Genomic DNA, 13084 nt, shown 5'->3' with positions numbered 1-13084 from the left:
ACGTTGACAAAACCACTGTGCGTCAACCAGAGTTGACGTCAACATCAGTTGACGCACAGAGGTGGAACCACCATGGACGCGCTGGCCGTAGCCGTCACCGCCAACCTCCCTGTCATCCTGTGGGGCGCGCCGGGAACGGGGAAGACCTCCTCCGTCCTGGCGCTGGGAGCGAGCCTCGGGCTCCCCGTCGAGGTGGTCGTCGGCTCCATCAGGGAGCCCAGCGACTTCGCGGGCCTTCCCGTGATCAGAGAGGGCGGCACCTGGCTCGCGCCGCCCCGCTGGGCCGAGCGGCTGGCCAGGGCGGGGCGCGGCATCCTGTTCCTCGACGAGCTGACCACCGCGCCGCCCGCCGTCCAGGCCGCGATGCTCAGAGTCGTGCTCGAGAGGGCCGTGGGCGACCTGGCCCTTCCCGGTGAGGTGCGCATCGTCGCCGCGGCCAACCCGCCCGAGCAGGCCGCCGACGGGTGGGAGCTGTCCGCCCCGCTGGCCAACCGGCTGATCCACCTCGACTGGCGGGTGAGCGCGGTCTCGGTGGCCGAGGGCTTCACGGGCGGCTTCGCCGTACCGGAGCTGGGGGCATGGCCCGTGCCTTCGCCCGCGGCGGTGGGCCGGGCGAAGGCGCTGGTGGGTGCGTTCCTGCGGGTGCGGCCCGAGCTCGTGCTCGCCGTGCCCGACGGGCCTGCGAGGGCGTGGCCGAGCCCGCGCACGTGGGAGCTGGCCGCGACCGCGGTGGCCTGCGCGCACGGTGAGGTCGCGGCCGAGCTGGTGCGGGGCGCGGTGGGCGACGCGGCGGGCTTCGAACTGCTGTCGTGGCTGCGCGACCTCGACCTGCCCGACCCCGAGACGCTGCTGTCCGATCCCGGCGCGCCGCTGCCCGAGCGGCTCGACAGGGTGCACGCGGTCCTCGGCTCGGTGGTGGCCTACGTGGCCGCCGACGGCGGAGCGGAGACCTGGCAGCGGGCCTGGCCGCTCATCGCGAGGGTCGCCCGCCGTACGCCTGACGTGGCGGCGGGGGCGGCGCGGTCGCTGGCGGCCGCCCGCCCGTACGGCGCGCAGCTGCCCTCCGCGATGCTGGAGCTGGCCCCGATCCTGCGCGCGGCGGGACTGCTGCGATGAGCGGGGGCACGAGCGTGATGGAGCGCTTCGCGGCGGCGCGACTGCTGGCGGCCACCCGCGCGCCCTATCTGGCCTCCGCGCTGTTCGCGCTGACCCCCCTGGTCCACGAGGACGCCGAGGGCGCGTGCGCCGACGCCAACTGGAACCTGCACCTCGGCCCGGGACCCGTGCCCGTGGAGGAGCTGGCCTGGTCGCTGCTGCACCAGGTCGGGCACCTGCTGCGCCGGCACCTCGGCGTGGGAGAGGACGGCCCCCGCTGGAACACGGCGCACGACGCGGAGATCAACGACGACCTCGACGGCGCGCCCGCCACGGCGGTCACTCCCGACAGGCTGGGCCTGCCGAGCGGCCTGATGGCCGCCGAGTACCACCGACTGCTCGACCTCATCGACGTGCCGCCCGAGCTGGAGGCCTGCGCCGGCGCGCCGTTCACCGGGCCGGCCGTCATGTCCGCGCTTGAACGCGACCTGCTGGTCAGGGCGGTCGCCTCCCGGATCAGAGGCGAGGCGCCGTACGGCTGGCGGCGCTGGGCCGAGTCGATCCTGCGCCCGCAGGCCGACTGGCGGGTCGTGCTGGCCGCGCTCGTACGGCGTAGCCTCGCCCAGGCCTCCGGCAGGGTCGACTACAGCTACCGGCGCCCCTCCAGGCGCGACGTCCAGGGCGTCGTGCTGCCCTCGCTGGTACGGCCGCTGCCGCGCGTCGTCGTCCTGGTCGACACCTCGGGCAGCGTCACCGAGCCCGCGCTGCGGCGGGTGCTCGGCGAGATCGACGGCATCCTGCGCGCCTGCGGAACGGGGCAGGTCGAGGTCGTCTGCTGCGACGCGGCGGCCCATCCGGTCCAGCGGGTCACCAGGGCCGCGGACGTCGAGCTGGTGGGAGGCGGGGGCACCGATCTGCGGGCCGGGTTCGAGGCGGCGCGCGCTCTGAGGCCGGACGTGCTGATCGCCCTCACTGACGGCGACACCCCGTGGCCCGAACGCCGTCCGCGTGCGCAGGTGATCGTCTGCCTGCTGGAGGAGCGCCCCGCTCCCCCGTGGGCGCGCGTGCTGCGGGTGGCGGCATGACGAAGAGCGAGTGGGAGGGGTTCACGCAGGGGGAGATGCGGCGCTGGCGGCACGCGGGCTTCGAACCCGCGCACGCCTCCGCGTGGAGGGAGGCCGGCGTGGACGATCCCGGCGACGCCAGGCTCTGGCGCACGGCGGGGGCCACGCCCGAGACCGTCATCACCTGGCAGCGGGCGGGGATGACGCCCACCGAGGCGGTGCGCTGGCACGAGCTGGGCGTGGCTCCGCACGACGCGGCCAGGAGGCATCTGTGCGGCGAGCGGCCGAGGAGGGTGTCGTGGTTCTCCAAGGCCCCCGCCGTGCCCGCTGGCCCGATCAGGCAGCTCCTGCGCGCGGGGATCCCCGCCGACGTCGCGCGCGGGTACGCCGACGCCGGGTGGGACGGGCAGCAGGCCGAGCAGTGGGCCAGGCGCAGGATCGACCCCGGTGACGCGCGGCTGTTCGCCGCCCTGGGCTTCACCGCGGCGGAGGCCGCGCGCGCGGGCGTCGACGCGGTCTCGCTCGTCACCTCGTGGTGGGGGGCGGTGCCCGTCGAGGAGGTCGCCGCCTGGTGCGCGGCGGGCATGGACCCCGTCGAGGCGGCGGCCCAGCGGGCCCGAGGGGTCACCGCCGAGCAGGCCGCGGTGCTGAGGGCCCTGGGTCAGTAGTCGACCTCGAAGTCGTGGCGACCCAGCGTGAACCCGTCGCCGCTGGGCACCACCTGGCCTCTCTCCACGAGGGTGGCCAGGCTGGCCCGCGTCTGCTCCTCGGTCAGGCCCGTCATCCCGGCCACGCCCGGCAGCGACGCCGTCTCGCCGCCGACCGCGATCGCCGCGACGGCCTCGTAGACGGTCAGGTCGGTGCCGGACAGGGACTGGACGTCGTGGGGCCTGCTCACCTGGCCCTCGCCCCCTCCCTCAACCGTCCGGGGTCGATGTCGCGGTCGGGGTGGCGGCGCAGGTACTCGCTCTCCAGCTCGTTGGTGCGCGAGGTGTGCCGGGCCAGCGCGTCGTCAGGCCCGTGCATGAGCGCCTCCATCCTCGTCTGGTAGAGGTGTGCCAGCTCGCGCATCAGGTCGTCTTCCGAAAGGTCCTTTGGATCGATTCCCATGCCTCTTCACCTACCCGGAGAACCCTCCCCACAACATCCGTCAATTTTCCTGACATATGGGGATTGCGGGGACGTTGTGGCGGTTTTACGTTCCCGGTATGGACCTCGAGCTCCGGCACCTCAAGATCGTCCGAGCGGTCGCGGAGTCGGGCAGCGTCAGCAAGGCGGCGACCCGGCTCGGGGTGGCCCAGCCGGCGCTGACCGCCCAGCTCAAACGCATCGAGCGCGCGCTCGGTGGCACGCTCTTCGAGCGCGACCGCTACGGCGCGAGGCCCACGCCGCTCGGCGAGCTCGTGCTCTCGCGCGCCCGCGTGCTGCTTCCCGCCGCGCAGGAACTGCAGGACGAGGCGCTGCGCTTCGCCAACGCCACGGAGGGCGGCTACCGCATCGGCGCGACCAACGGGCCCGTCCTCGGTGGCCTGGTGGACCGGCTGGCAGCGGCCGGCCCCGTCAGCACCTACACCTCGTGGTCGGCGCGCGAGCTGGCCTCGATGATCGCCCAGGGCAGGCTCGACTACGTCCTGGCGGGCGCGTGCGGCGAGGGACCGCCCGCCGGCGACATCACCTGGATCACCATCGGGATCGACCCCGTCTTCGTCCTGCTCGCCGAGGACCACCGGCTGGCGGGAGCGAAGGAGCTGGCCTTATCCGACCTGGCGGACGAGCAGTGGGCCGTCACTCCCGGCGACGGCTGCTTCGGCGACTGCTTCGCCGCCGCCTGCACACGGGCGGGGTTCACCCCCTCCACCATGTACGAGACCGACGTGGCCACCTGCGTCCACCTGGCCCAGGTGGGCAGGGCGGTGGTGCTGTGCCAGGCCACCCACCCCTTCGCCCAGGGCCTGGTGATGGTGCCGCTCGCGGGCGCTCCGCTGCGGTGGCGTCAGGTCCTCGGCCACCATCCGGCCTCTCCCTGCGCGTCGTGGGTGGCCGAGCACGCCAAGGCCGCCCACGCCGACGCCGTACGGCGCAGCCCCGTCTACCACGACTGGCTGGTGCGCAACCCCGGCTGGGGCACCTCCCCATAACACCGCGATAGGGGTGAAGTGGTAGCTCCTCCGCCGCCTGGACGGCCGTTACGTTGACGGCACCCCCAGCAAGCGAAGGAGACCCCCATGCTTCGCACCCGCACGCTGATCGCCATCGCGATCGGCGCGTTAGCGCTGACCGCCACCCCCGCGGTCGCCTCGGCCCCGGCGGGCAACCCGCCCGACGGACTGGTCAAGGCCATGCAGCGCGACCTGAACCTCACAGAGGAGCAGGCCAAGAAGCGTCTGGTCAACGAGCAGAAGGCCGGCCGTACCGCACCAGGGCTCGCCAAGCGCCTGGGCGCCGACTACGCGGGCGCCTGGGTCGAGGGCCCCGAGAGCACGCTCGTCGTCGCCACCACCAACCCGTCGCAGCGCCGCGTCTCCGGCGCCGAGCTCAGGGTCGTCGCCCACTCCTTGGCCAAGCTCGACGCCGCCAAGGAGGCCCTCGACAAGGCGGCGGACAAGGCCCCCAAGACCGCGCCGGTCTGGTACGTCGACGTGCCCACCAACAGCGTCGTGATCCTCTCCTCCGCGCCCGCCGACGCCGAGGCGTTCATCGCGGCCAGCGGCGCCGACAAGGCGCTCATCAGGGTGGAGCAGTCGAACGAGCAGCCCGTGCCCTATGCCGACATCCGCGGCGGCGACGCCTACTACATCGGCAGCGGCTCGCGCTGCTCGGTCGGCTTCTCCGTCACCAAGCCCGGCACCAACGGCGGCTTCGTCACAGCAGGACACTGCGGGAGCGTCGGCGCCACCACCCGGGGCGCCAACCAGCAGGCCCAGGGCACCTTCCGCGGCTCCTCCTTCCCCGGCAACGACTACGCCTGGGTCGAGGTCAACACCAGCTGGACCCCCGTCGGCGTCGTGAACGGCTACAGCGCGGGCATCATCCCGGTCAACGGCTCCACCGTCGCGCCCGTCGGCTCCTCCATCTGCAGGGCCGGATCGACCACCGGCTGGCACTGCGGCACCGTGCAGCAGCTCAACACCAGCGTCACCTACCCCCAGGGCACCGTCAACGAGGTGACCAGGACCAGCGTGTGCGCCGAGCCAGGCGACTCCGGCGGCTCCTACATCTCGGGCAACCAGGCCCAGGGCGTCACCTCGGGCGGCTCGGGCAACTGCAGCTCCGGCGGCACCACCTACTTCCAGCCGGTCAACGAGATCCTCTCGGCGTACGGGCTCACCCTGGTCACCGGCGGCGGCAACCCGCCCACCGGCTGCCAGAACTACCGCGAGACCTACAACGGGTCGCTGGCCAGTGGCGCCAACCAGTACCAGCCGAACAACTCCTACTACCAGTCGACCGTGTCCGGCACCCACGCCGGCTGCCTGGACGGCCCCAGCGGCGTCGACTTCGACCTCTACCTGCAGAAGTGGAACGGCTCCTCGTGGGCCACGGTCGCCACGAGCGACAGCCCCAACCCTGACGAGTCGATCAGCTACAACGGCTCGGCGGGCTACTACCGCTACCGCGTGCACGCCTACAGCGGCTCAGGCTCCTACACCCTCGGAGTGAACCGCCCGTAAGCCCCTCCAGCCGGCGGCCGTCCCCCAGGGGGCGGCCGCCGCCTGCTGTCCGGCGAAGGCGAAGGCCGGAGCGGAAATGGAATAACCCTCCGTTTTCGCTGGTTGCCCGAGGAATGACCGATCAGATCAGGGGCCTCGCCCGAGGCGAGGCCGACGTCCCCCTGTCCATCCTCGACCTGGCCACCGTCAGCGAGGGCGGCACCGCCACCGACGCCCTGCGCACCAGCACCGAGCTCGTACGGCACGCCGAGCGATGGGGTTACCACCGCTACTGGGTGGCCGAGCACCACGGCATGCCGAGCGTGGCCAGCTCCTCCCCCGCGGTCCTGATCGCGCACCTCGCGGCCAACACCGAGAGCATCCGCCTCGGTTCCGGCGGCGTCATGCTGCCCAACCACCCGCCGCTCATCGTGGCCGAGCAGTTCGCCACCCTGCACGCCCTGCATCCCGGCCGCATCGACCTCGGACTCGGCCGCGCCCCCGGCACCGATCCCGCCACCGCGAGCGCCATGCGCAGGGGCGACGCCGACGCCTTCCCCGAGGAGGTCGCCGCCCTGGCCGCCTTCCTCGACGGCGAGGCGCCCGGCGGCCTGCAGTCCTACCCGCTCAACGCCGACCGCCCGCCCATCTGGCTGCTGGGCTCCAGCGGCTTCAGCGCCCAGCTCGCGGGGCTGCTCGGCCTGCCCTTCGCCTTCGCCCACCACTTCAGCGCGGAGAACACCGAGCCGGCGCTCGACCTCTACCGCTCGACGTTCCGCCCTTCGCGGTGGCTCGACAGGCCGTACGCGATGATCGGCGTGAGCGCCGTCGCCGCCGACAGCTCCGAGCAGGCGCTCCGCCTGGCGCGCACGCTCGCCCTCGCCATGCTCCGCCTGCGCCGCGGGCGGCCCTCGCCCATTCCCTCGCCCGAGGAGGCGGAGTCCTACCCGTACTCCGACGTCGAGCAGACCTTCGTCGACGGCTACCTCCGCAACGTCGTCAAGGGCACGGGCGCGGAGGTCCGCGCCGGGCTGGGCGCCCTGCGCGAGCGCACGCGGGCCGACGAGCTGATGATCACCACCGGTGTGTACGGCGGCGCCAACCGCATCCGCTCCTACGAGCTGATCGCCGAGGCGCACAAGCTCAAGGCATCCGGCGACGCCTGACGGAGCAGACCGACTTCCTCCAGATTCGGTCTGAACCGGAATCCAGGTCTTGACGGCACCAAGACCCGTTCTTAGGTTTCCGGTCATGACCTTAATTCGCAGGCTGATCGCGGCCGGGATGGCGGCCACCGCCGTGTTCACCGCGTTCCCCGCCTACGCCGCGCATCCGTCATCGAGGACCTCGGCGTTCCCCTGCAGGACGTGCTCCTCCTCGGCGGCGTCGTCGCGCCGGGCCCCGGCGGCAAGACCGTGATCTGGAGCGCCTCCTCGGGAGTCCCCGCCCACCTGAACGCCGTCGACCCCGCCACAGGGGCCGAGGTGGCCAGGTTCGACCTGCCGGACGCGGGCGGGGCGTGGGCGGTCGACGCCACCCCCGACGGCAGCGTCTACGCCGGCACCTACGGCAACAGCCACCTGTTCCGCTGGACGGAGAAGGACGGCGTCAAGGACCTCGGCAACCCCCTGCAGGGCGAGACCTTCGTCTGGACGCTGGCCGCGGGCGAGGGCGCCACCGTCTACGGCGGCACGTCGCCGGGCGGCAGGCTGTTCGGCTACGACCCGGCGACCGGCGTGCGCGACTACGGCAGGCTCTCCCCCTCGCATGCCTACGTCCGTAGCGTCTCCTCCGCCGACGGCAAGATCTACGCGGGAACGGAGGCCCCCGCCGCGCTCTTCGAGATCGACGCGGCCGGCGGCGCCGTCAGGCAGCTGCCCCTGCCGCCCGGCCTCGACCCCGCGGGCAAGTGGGCCTACGACGTGAACGTGGCGGCGGGCCATCTCTACGTGCGGTTCGGCGGCGCCTTCCCCGGCCCGCTGCACGTGTGGGACCTCGCCTCCGGCACGTGGATCGACACGGTGGACCCCGCGCACGGCCTGGACGTGTCACCCCCCGACGAGGAGGGCCGCGTCTATTTCGTCAAGGCGGGCGAGCTGGTGCGCTACGACCCGAGGACGAAGACCACCACGCCGACGGGCGTGCCGGTCACCGGCAGGGTCGCCAACACCCGGGGCATCGGCTGGGCCGAGCTCGGCCTGCCCGACTACCCCGGCAGGAGCCTCGTGGGCCTGCTGTGGCGGGGCATGATGTTCCGCTACAACCCGCAGACCGGCGCCAAGTCGTTCGTGCAGTCCGGCATCAGGGGCGAGCCGATCGACGTGACGGCGCTGTCGCAGGGCCCCGACGGGCGCATGTACGCGGGAGGCTTCCTCAACGGCGGCTTCGCCGCGATGAACGCCGAGACGGGCAAGGCCGAGGAGTTCCACACCTTCTCGCAGAGCGAGGACATGGTCAGCCACGACGGCAGGCTCTACGTCGGCGCCTACCCCGACGCCAGGGTCTACTCCTACGACCCGAAGCTGCCGTGGAACAGCACCGAGTACTCCCCGAGCCCCCAGCCAGGCCCCGTGCCCAACCCGGCCAGGCTGTTCGACCTCGCGGCCGACAAGCAGATCAGGCCGAGGGCCATGGTGTCCGCGGGCCGGTACCTGGCCGTCGGCACCATGCCGGACCTCGGGCACCTCGGCGGCGTGCTGGCCATCTGGGACCCGGTCGAGGGCAGGCTCAGGCACTCCCAGCGCAACGTGGTCACCGACCAGTCGATCGTCTCGCTCGCCTACCGCGACGGCGTCGTCTACGGCGGCACCTCCATCTACAGTGGCCAGTCGGCCACCCCGCCCACCCAGAAGGAGGCCAGGCTCTTCGCCTGGTCGGTGGCGGAGAACAGGATGCTGTGGGAGATCAGCCCAGCTCCCGGCAAGCCCGCCGTCCCGGCTCTGGCCTTCGACTCCCTGGGCAGGCTGTGGGGCATCGCGGGCGGCGAGGTCTTCGCCGTCAACACCCACCTGCGCAAGGTGGTCAAGCGGGTCGCGCTGTCCGACAGCAAGAGCTCCAGCGGGCAGCTCGCGTTCAACCCCCGTGATCGCCGGCTGTACGGCGCGCACGCGGGACGCTCGGTCTTCTCCCTCGACCCGTTGACCGGGCGGCACGCCGTCCTGAAGGAGGGACCCGTGCACCAGCTCGCGGTGCACGGGTCAGGAGACGTGTACTTCGCCGAGGGCCCCAAGCTGTTCAGGTATCACCAGGGGCGGTGACCGGCGTTCGCCAGGGCGACGACGCCACCGTCGCCCTGGCCTGCGCCCGACGGCCTACTCGGGCAGCTCGTCCGTCCACCCGGCGAGGAGTTTCGCGCTGCCGTCCGGCACCCAGGCCACCGCACCGTCCATGGTGACGAAGAAGTTGGCGTCGCGCACCTGCGCGCTCTCGGGATCGACGACCAGCCGCGCCTGCCTCACCTGGCTCGTCTCCGGCAAGGAGATGCGCAGGCCGTGCCCGCCCTCGACCGCGCCGAGGCTCTCGACGTTCGGGTAGGCGGCGATCGCGCGGAAGGCGGCGGCGCGCACCTCCGGAGGGGCCGGCAGCTGGCACACCAGCGAGATCAGCCCGTCGAAGACGAACTGCTCCCGCGTGGCGGCGTCCGGCCGTCCCGCGCTCGTCCTGACGTCACTGCGCTCCAGGTTGCCGGCGATCCACGCCTTCAGCGCCTCGGGCTCGACCGGCAGCCCTTCGAGCTGCTCGAAGGTCACGTCGGGCCCGCCCAGCCTGAACGGGACGGGCCGGTGGATCTCGACCACCTCGCCCTCCGTCTTCGCTCCCCTGAACCAGGCCCTGCCGTCGCGGCTGGTCCAGCTCTCGAAGGGCGAGCCCTCTCTCGTGTCCGTCCTGACGTGCCAGTAGGCGCCCGTGCCCTCGGGGACCCGCTCCGCCGTGGCGGCAACCGCGAGCAGGACGTCGCGGGCGGACAGCTGGGCGGCGGCGGGCGGGCTGTTCGGGGTGGCCGTGGGCGCGGTCGTCCCCGAGACGATCACCACCGCCGCCGCGGCCGCCGCGGCCGTCAGGCCGAGGCCGCTGATCAGCAGGCTCGGCCGCCTGGACGCGCGGACCGGTCCGCTGATCCTGCGCTGGAGCCGCCGCCTGCTGCGCTCGACCACCTCGGCTGACGGCTCCGGCTTGGCCAGCACGGTGGCGAGAGTCTGCAGGTCATCCATTGACTGCCTCCTGGTCGATGACGTCGTGGAGCTTCGCGCGGGCGCGGCTGAGCCTGGAGCCCACGGTGCCTGGGGAGATGCCGAGCGCCTCGGCCACCTCGTCGTAGCCGAGCTGTCCCAGGGCGACGAGCAGCACGACGTCGCGCTCGCCCCTCGACAGCGTGGCGAGCGCCTTGGCCAGCTGCGGCTGCATGCGCTGGGCGGCCACCGAGGTGACGACCCGGCTCTCGTGCCCCTCGGCCGCCGGTTCGGGGCCCAGACGGGACAGCGCCCGGTAGTGGCGGGCCTCCTTGCGCCGGTGACGCGCCACCAGGTTGGTGGCGATGCCGAACAGCCAGGGCCGCAGGCTGCCGCGTCCTGAATCGAAGCTGCCGCGCCTGCTGAAGGCGGTCAGGAACGTCTCGGCGGCGATGTCCTCTGCCGCCTGCGCGTCCAGCCGTCCGGCCACGTAGAGATAGATGTCGCGAAAGTGCCTGTCGTGCACGACGGTGAACAGCTCAGGGTCGCGCGCGAAGCCGGCCGCGAGCTCGGCGTCCGTCACCTGTTCGCCCACGTCGGCGGTCACGTCGCGGTCTCGGTCATGTGCGGGTGCCTCCGGGTGAAGGATCGACTGTCACCCACACTTCGCCGCACGCGCGAATCGTCTTCCGCCGCCCGCGGGCGAGGTCATCCCACGGGAACGGCCGCCCGTGGTCGGCGGAGGCTCAGCGCAGGCCGACGCCGATGAGGCAGGTGTCGTCGTCGGTGTCGGAGCGGTTGTTCGCGAGCAGGTGATCCAGCCGCTCCTCCAGGCTGGGGGCGCGCCGGCTGGCCGAGACGAGGAGCTGGCGCTGGGTGTCCTCCAGCGTCGTGTCCGTCCGCTCGATCAGGCCGTCGGTGTACATCAGCAGCGTGTCCTCGCGCTGCAGCTCGATGCGGCCCTCCTCGAAGTCGGCCTCGCTCACCGCGCCCAGCAGGATCCCGCCGATCATGGGCAGTTCGGCGGCCCTGTCCTCGCGGATCAGGATGGGCGGCAGATGCCCGGCCCTGGCCCAGCGCAGCACCCTGGTCTCGGGGTTGTAGAGCGCGCAGACCGCGGTCGCCGTGATGTTGTCGATCATCTGGTGCGTGACGAGGTTCAGCCAGGACATCAGCTGGGCCGGCCCCGCTCCGGTGACGGCCAGCCCCCGCAGGGCGTTGCGCAGGATGACCATGCCGGTGGCCGCCTCGATGCCGTGCCCTGCGACGTCGCCCACCGACAGCAGGATCTGCTTGGACGGCAGGACCATGGCGTCGTACCAGTCGCCGCCGACCAGGTGCTCCTTCTCCGCAGGGCGGTAGCGGACGGCGATCTGCAGGTCGAAGGCGTCCATGGGCCCCCGGGTGGGCGGCATGATCGCCTGCTGCAGCTGGAGCGCCAGGCGGTTCTGCTCGGCGGCCTGCTGCTCGGTCTGGACGAGCTGGTCCTGCGTGGCGGCCAGCGCCACCTCGGTCCAGTGCTGTGCGGAGATGTCCTGGAAGGCGCCGCGGATGGCCAGCAGCGTGGCACGGTCGTCGAAGACCGGCTCGGCGATGACGCGGATGTGACGGCTGATGCCGTCGGCCCGCTGGAGCCTGAAGGTGAGCGAGGCGGGGCGCCGGTGGTGCAGCAGCGCGCGCAGGAAGCGCCCCACCTCGGGGACGTCGTCGGGGTGGGCGTGCTCGGCCAGCCTGTCGATCGGGATGGGCGCGGCCGACCGCTCGAGGCCGTAGAGCTCGAACAGCTGCTCGTTCCAGGTGATCTCACCGAGGACGGCGTCCTCCTCGAAGCCGCCGATGCGGCCGAGGCGCTGGGCGTGCTGGAGCAGCCTGGCCAGACGGGTCGTCTCGTCGAGTATCGCCCAGACCACCAGCACGCCGCCGCCCTGGCGGCTGAGACTGAGGCGCATGACGACGCTCAGCGGCACCTGGTCGACGAGCGTGGTGAGCGCCATCCGGTCAGCGCGGAACGGCTCACCCGTGGCGTAGACGTGCTGGACCTTCTCGTATATGCCGCCGTCGCCCGCCAGCAGTGGATAGGTCTCCAGCAGCATCGTGCCGACGACCTCGCCCCTCGGACGGCCCGCGGGGTCGAGGAAGGGGCCGTTGGCGTGGCTGATGTGGAAGTCGACCAGATGGCCCTGGCCGTCGAGGTGGGGCGTCAGCACCAGCGCCGGATCGTGCAGGCCGTCGGCCAGGTCCACCAGCTCGGAGTAGGCGTCGCCGGCGGGGACGGGCAGCTCGCCCGCGGGCACTTCGAGGGTGTGGGCGACCAGCTCGGCCAGCGCCTCCACCTGCTTGCGGATCTGCGGCGACGGCGGTTCGAGGTCATGCGGCCAGGCGATCTCGAGCACGCCCAGCAACCGGCCCCCCGTGCCCGCGGGCACGGTGACGCGCCCTCCCGACAGCTGCCGGTGCCCGATCGTGGGCAGCCCGGCATGCTTGAGCGAGTCGAACCAGACCGTGCTGCGCTCGGTCAGCGCCTTGCGCGCCGCCGTGGTGACCCCCGGCGGCACGTAGTGCCACCGCCTGGCCTCCTCGCTGCTGAAGCCCGCGTAACCGGCCAGGCTGAGCGAGGCGTCAGGCCCGGCGGCCCACACGGCGACGGCCGTGGCGCCGAGCGGTCCCAGCGCGTGCTCCAGGAGCGAGACGGCCACCGCCTGGGTGTCGGGGGCGTGCACGATCCCGGTCTCGGCGGCGCGCAGCCGTACCGCGGAGCTGCGGGTCTCCGCCGGCGGGGCCTCGACCAGGAACTCGCTCGCCACTGCGGCCAGCCGGTCGCGCGCGGCCTGGTTGATGAGGTCGGCGGCCAGCTCCAGAGGCGAGACGCCGGCCTCCTCCGCCAGCGTGGCGAGCTGCTGGGCCGCCTGCGTCGGGCCGCACTGCAGCCGTTCGATCAGGATGCCCCTGGCGAGCTCGATCAGCGCACGACCGTCCGCGGCCTGCTGGGCCTCCTGCACCTCACGGCGCAGGCGTTCGATCGTGGCCGCGAGCCTGCCGATTCCGGCATGCTCGCCTCCAGGCGTGGACGAAGACTGCAATCTCTGACTCCTGTGCTGGTCGGGGC

At 72.8% G+C, this 13084-nt stretch carries 12 protein-coding genes; 7 read left to right on the top strand and 5 right to left on the bottom strand.

Annotated features, from left to right (window positions below):
- Positions 1-72 precede the first annotated feature (72 nt).
- The 3 genes from ABFX50_RS08305 to ABFX50_RS08295 are packed head-to-tail and all read left to right on the top strand — an operon-like array spanning position 73 to position 2827.
- Complete coding sequence (locus ABFX50_RS08305; RefSeq protein ID WP_346144695.1) at positions 73-1116, top strand: AAA family ATPase; 1044 nt, start codon at positions 73-75, stop codon at positions 1114-1116.
- Positions 1113-2180 carry a vWA domain-containing protein gene (locus ABFX50_RS08300; RefSeq protein WP_346144693.1) on the top strand — a complete coding sequence of 356 codons (1068 nt, stop codon included), beginning with the start codon at positions 1113-1115 and terminating at the stop codon, positions 2178-2180. Before ABFX50_RS08305 ends, ABFX50_RS08300 begins: the two co-directional genes overlap by 4 nt.
- The gene (locus ABFX50_RS08295) at positions 2177-2827 is read left to right on the top strand and encodes a hypothetical protein (RefSeq protein ID WP_346144691.1); all 651 of its coding nucleotides are present in this window, start codon (positions 2177-2179) and stop codon (positions 2825-2827) included. The genes ABFX50_RS08300 and ABFX50_RS08295 overlap by 4 nt, the downstream gene beginning before the upstream one ends.
- Here ABFX50_RS08295 and ABFX50_RS08290 read toward each other — a convergent pair.
- Positions 2821-3057, bottom strand: a complete 237-nt coding sequence (locus ABFX50_RS08290) for a hypothetical protein (protein WP_183658363.1) — start codon at positions 3055-3057, stop codon at positions 2821-2823. The two genes, ABFX50_RS08295 and ABFX50_RS08290, sit on opposite strands and share 7 nt — an antisense overlap.
- Complete coding sequence (locus tag ABFX50_RS08285; RefSeq protein WP_183658360.1) at positions 3054-3269, bottom strand: DUF6158 family protein; 216 nt, start codon at positions 3267-3269, stop codon at positions 3054-3056. The genes ABFX50_RS08290 and ABFX50_RS08285 overlap by 4 nt, the downstream gene beginning before the upstream one ends.
- 98 nt (positions 3270-3367) lie before the next feature.
- Here ABFX50_RS08285 and ABFX50_RS08280 point away from each other — a divergent pair, with 98 nt between their 5' ends.
- From ABFX50_RS08280 to ABFX50_RS08265, 4 genes are all read left to right on the top strand, one after another.
- Complete coding sequence (locus ABFX50_RS08280; protein WP_346144688.1) at positions 3368-4297, top strand: LysR family transcriptional regulator; 930 nt, start codon at positions 3368-3370, stop codon at positions 4295-4297.
- A gap of 87 nt (positions 4298-4384) precedes the next feature.
- Positions 4385-5830: an alpha-lytic protease prodomain-containing protein gene (locus ABFX50_RS08275; RefSeq protein ID WP_346144686.1), complete on the top strand. Its 1446-nt coding sequence runs from the start codon at positions 4385-4387 to the stop codon at positions 5828-5830.
- A gap of 113 nt (positions 5831-5943) precedes the next feature.
- The gene (locus tag ABFX50_RS08270; RefSeq protein WP_346144684.1) at positions 5944-6975 is read left to right on the top strand and encodes an LLM class flavin-dependent oxidoreductase; all 1032 of its coding nucleotides are present in this window, start codon (positions 5944-5946) and stop codon (positions 6973-6975) included.
- A 201-nt stretch (positions 6976-7176) separates the two neighbouring features.
- A complete protein-coding gene (locus tag ABFX50_RS08265; RefSeq protein ID WP_346144682.1) occupies positions 7177-9066 on the top strand; it encodes an outer membrane protein assembly factor BamB family protein in 1890 nt (629 codons plus the stop codon).
- Positions 9067-9120: 54 nt separating this feature from the next.
- Here the strand turns inward: ABFX50_RS08265 and ABFX50_RS08260 are convergent, their stop codons facing one another.
- From ABFX50_RS08260 to ABFX50_RS08250, 3 genes are all read right to left on the bottom strand, one after another.
- Positions 9121-10020, bottom strand: a complete 900-nt coding sequence (locus ABFX50_RS08260) for a CU044_5270 family protein (protein WP_346144680.1) — start codon at positions 10018-10020, stop codon at positions 9121-9123.
- The gene (locus ABFX50_RS08255) at positions 10013-10585 is read right to left on the bottom strand and encodes an RNA polymerase sigma factor (RefSeq protein WP_346144678.1); all 573 of its coding nucleotides are present in this window, start codon (positions 10583-10585) and stop codon (positions 10013-10015) included. The genes ABFX50_RS08260 and ABFX50_RS08255 overlap by 8 nt, the downstream gene beginning before the upstream one ends.
- Positions 10586-10724: 139 nt before the next feature.
- Entirely contained in the window at positions 10725-13058 is a 2334-nt protein-coding gene (locus tag ABFX50_RS08250) for a SpoIIE family protein phosphatase (RefSeq protein ID WP_346144676.1), read from the bottom strand.
- Positions 13059-13084: the final 26 nt, after the last annotated feature.

The sequence above is a fragment of the Nonomuraea recticatena genome, from assembly GCF_039533245.1.
Taxonomy (GTDB): Bacteria; Actinomycetota; Actinomycetes; order Streptosporangiales; family Streptosporangiaceae; genus Nonomuraea; species Nonomuraea roseola.
Note: the sequence above shows the minus strand (reverse complement) of the source record. Positions and strands in the feature narration are given on the sequence as shown.

Coding starts and splice junctions, on each gene's coding strand:
- ABFX50_RS08305 (WP_346144695.1), top strand. CDS start 73: ATGGACGCGCTGGCCGTAGCCGTCACCGCCAACCTCCCTGTCATCCTG.
- ABFX50_RS08300 (WP_346144693.1), top strand. CDS start 1,113: ATGAGCGGGGGCACGAGCGTGATGGAGCGCTTCGCGGCGGCGCGACTG.
- ABFX50_RS08295 (WP_346144691.1), top strand. CDS start 2,177: ATGACGAAGAGCGAGTGGGAGGGGTTCACGCAGGGGGAGATGCGGCGC.
- ABFX50_RS08285 (WP_183658360.1), bottom strand. CDS start 3,269: ATGGGAATCGATCCAAAGGACCTTTCGGAAGACGACCTGATGCGCGAG.
- ABFX50_RS08280 (WP_346144688.1), top strand. CDS start 3,368: ATGGACCTCGAGCTCCGGCACCTCAAGATCGTCCGAGCGGTCGCGGAG.
- ABFX50_RS08275 (WP_346144686.1), top strand. CDS start 4,385: ATGCTTCGCACCCGCACGCTGATCGCCATCGCGATCGGCGCGTTAGCG.
- ABFX50_RS08270 (WP_346144684.1), top strand. CDS start 5,944: ATGACCGATCAGATCAGGGGCCTCGCCCGAGGCGAGGCCGACGTCCCC.
- ABFX50_RS08260 (WP_346144680.1), bottom strand. CDS start 10,020: ATGGATGACCTGCAGACTCTCGCCACCGTGCTGGCCAAGCCGGAGCCG.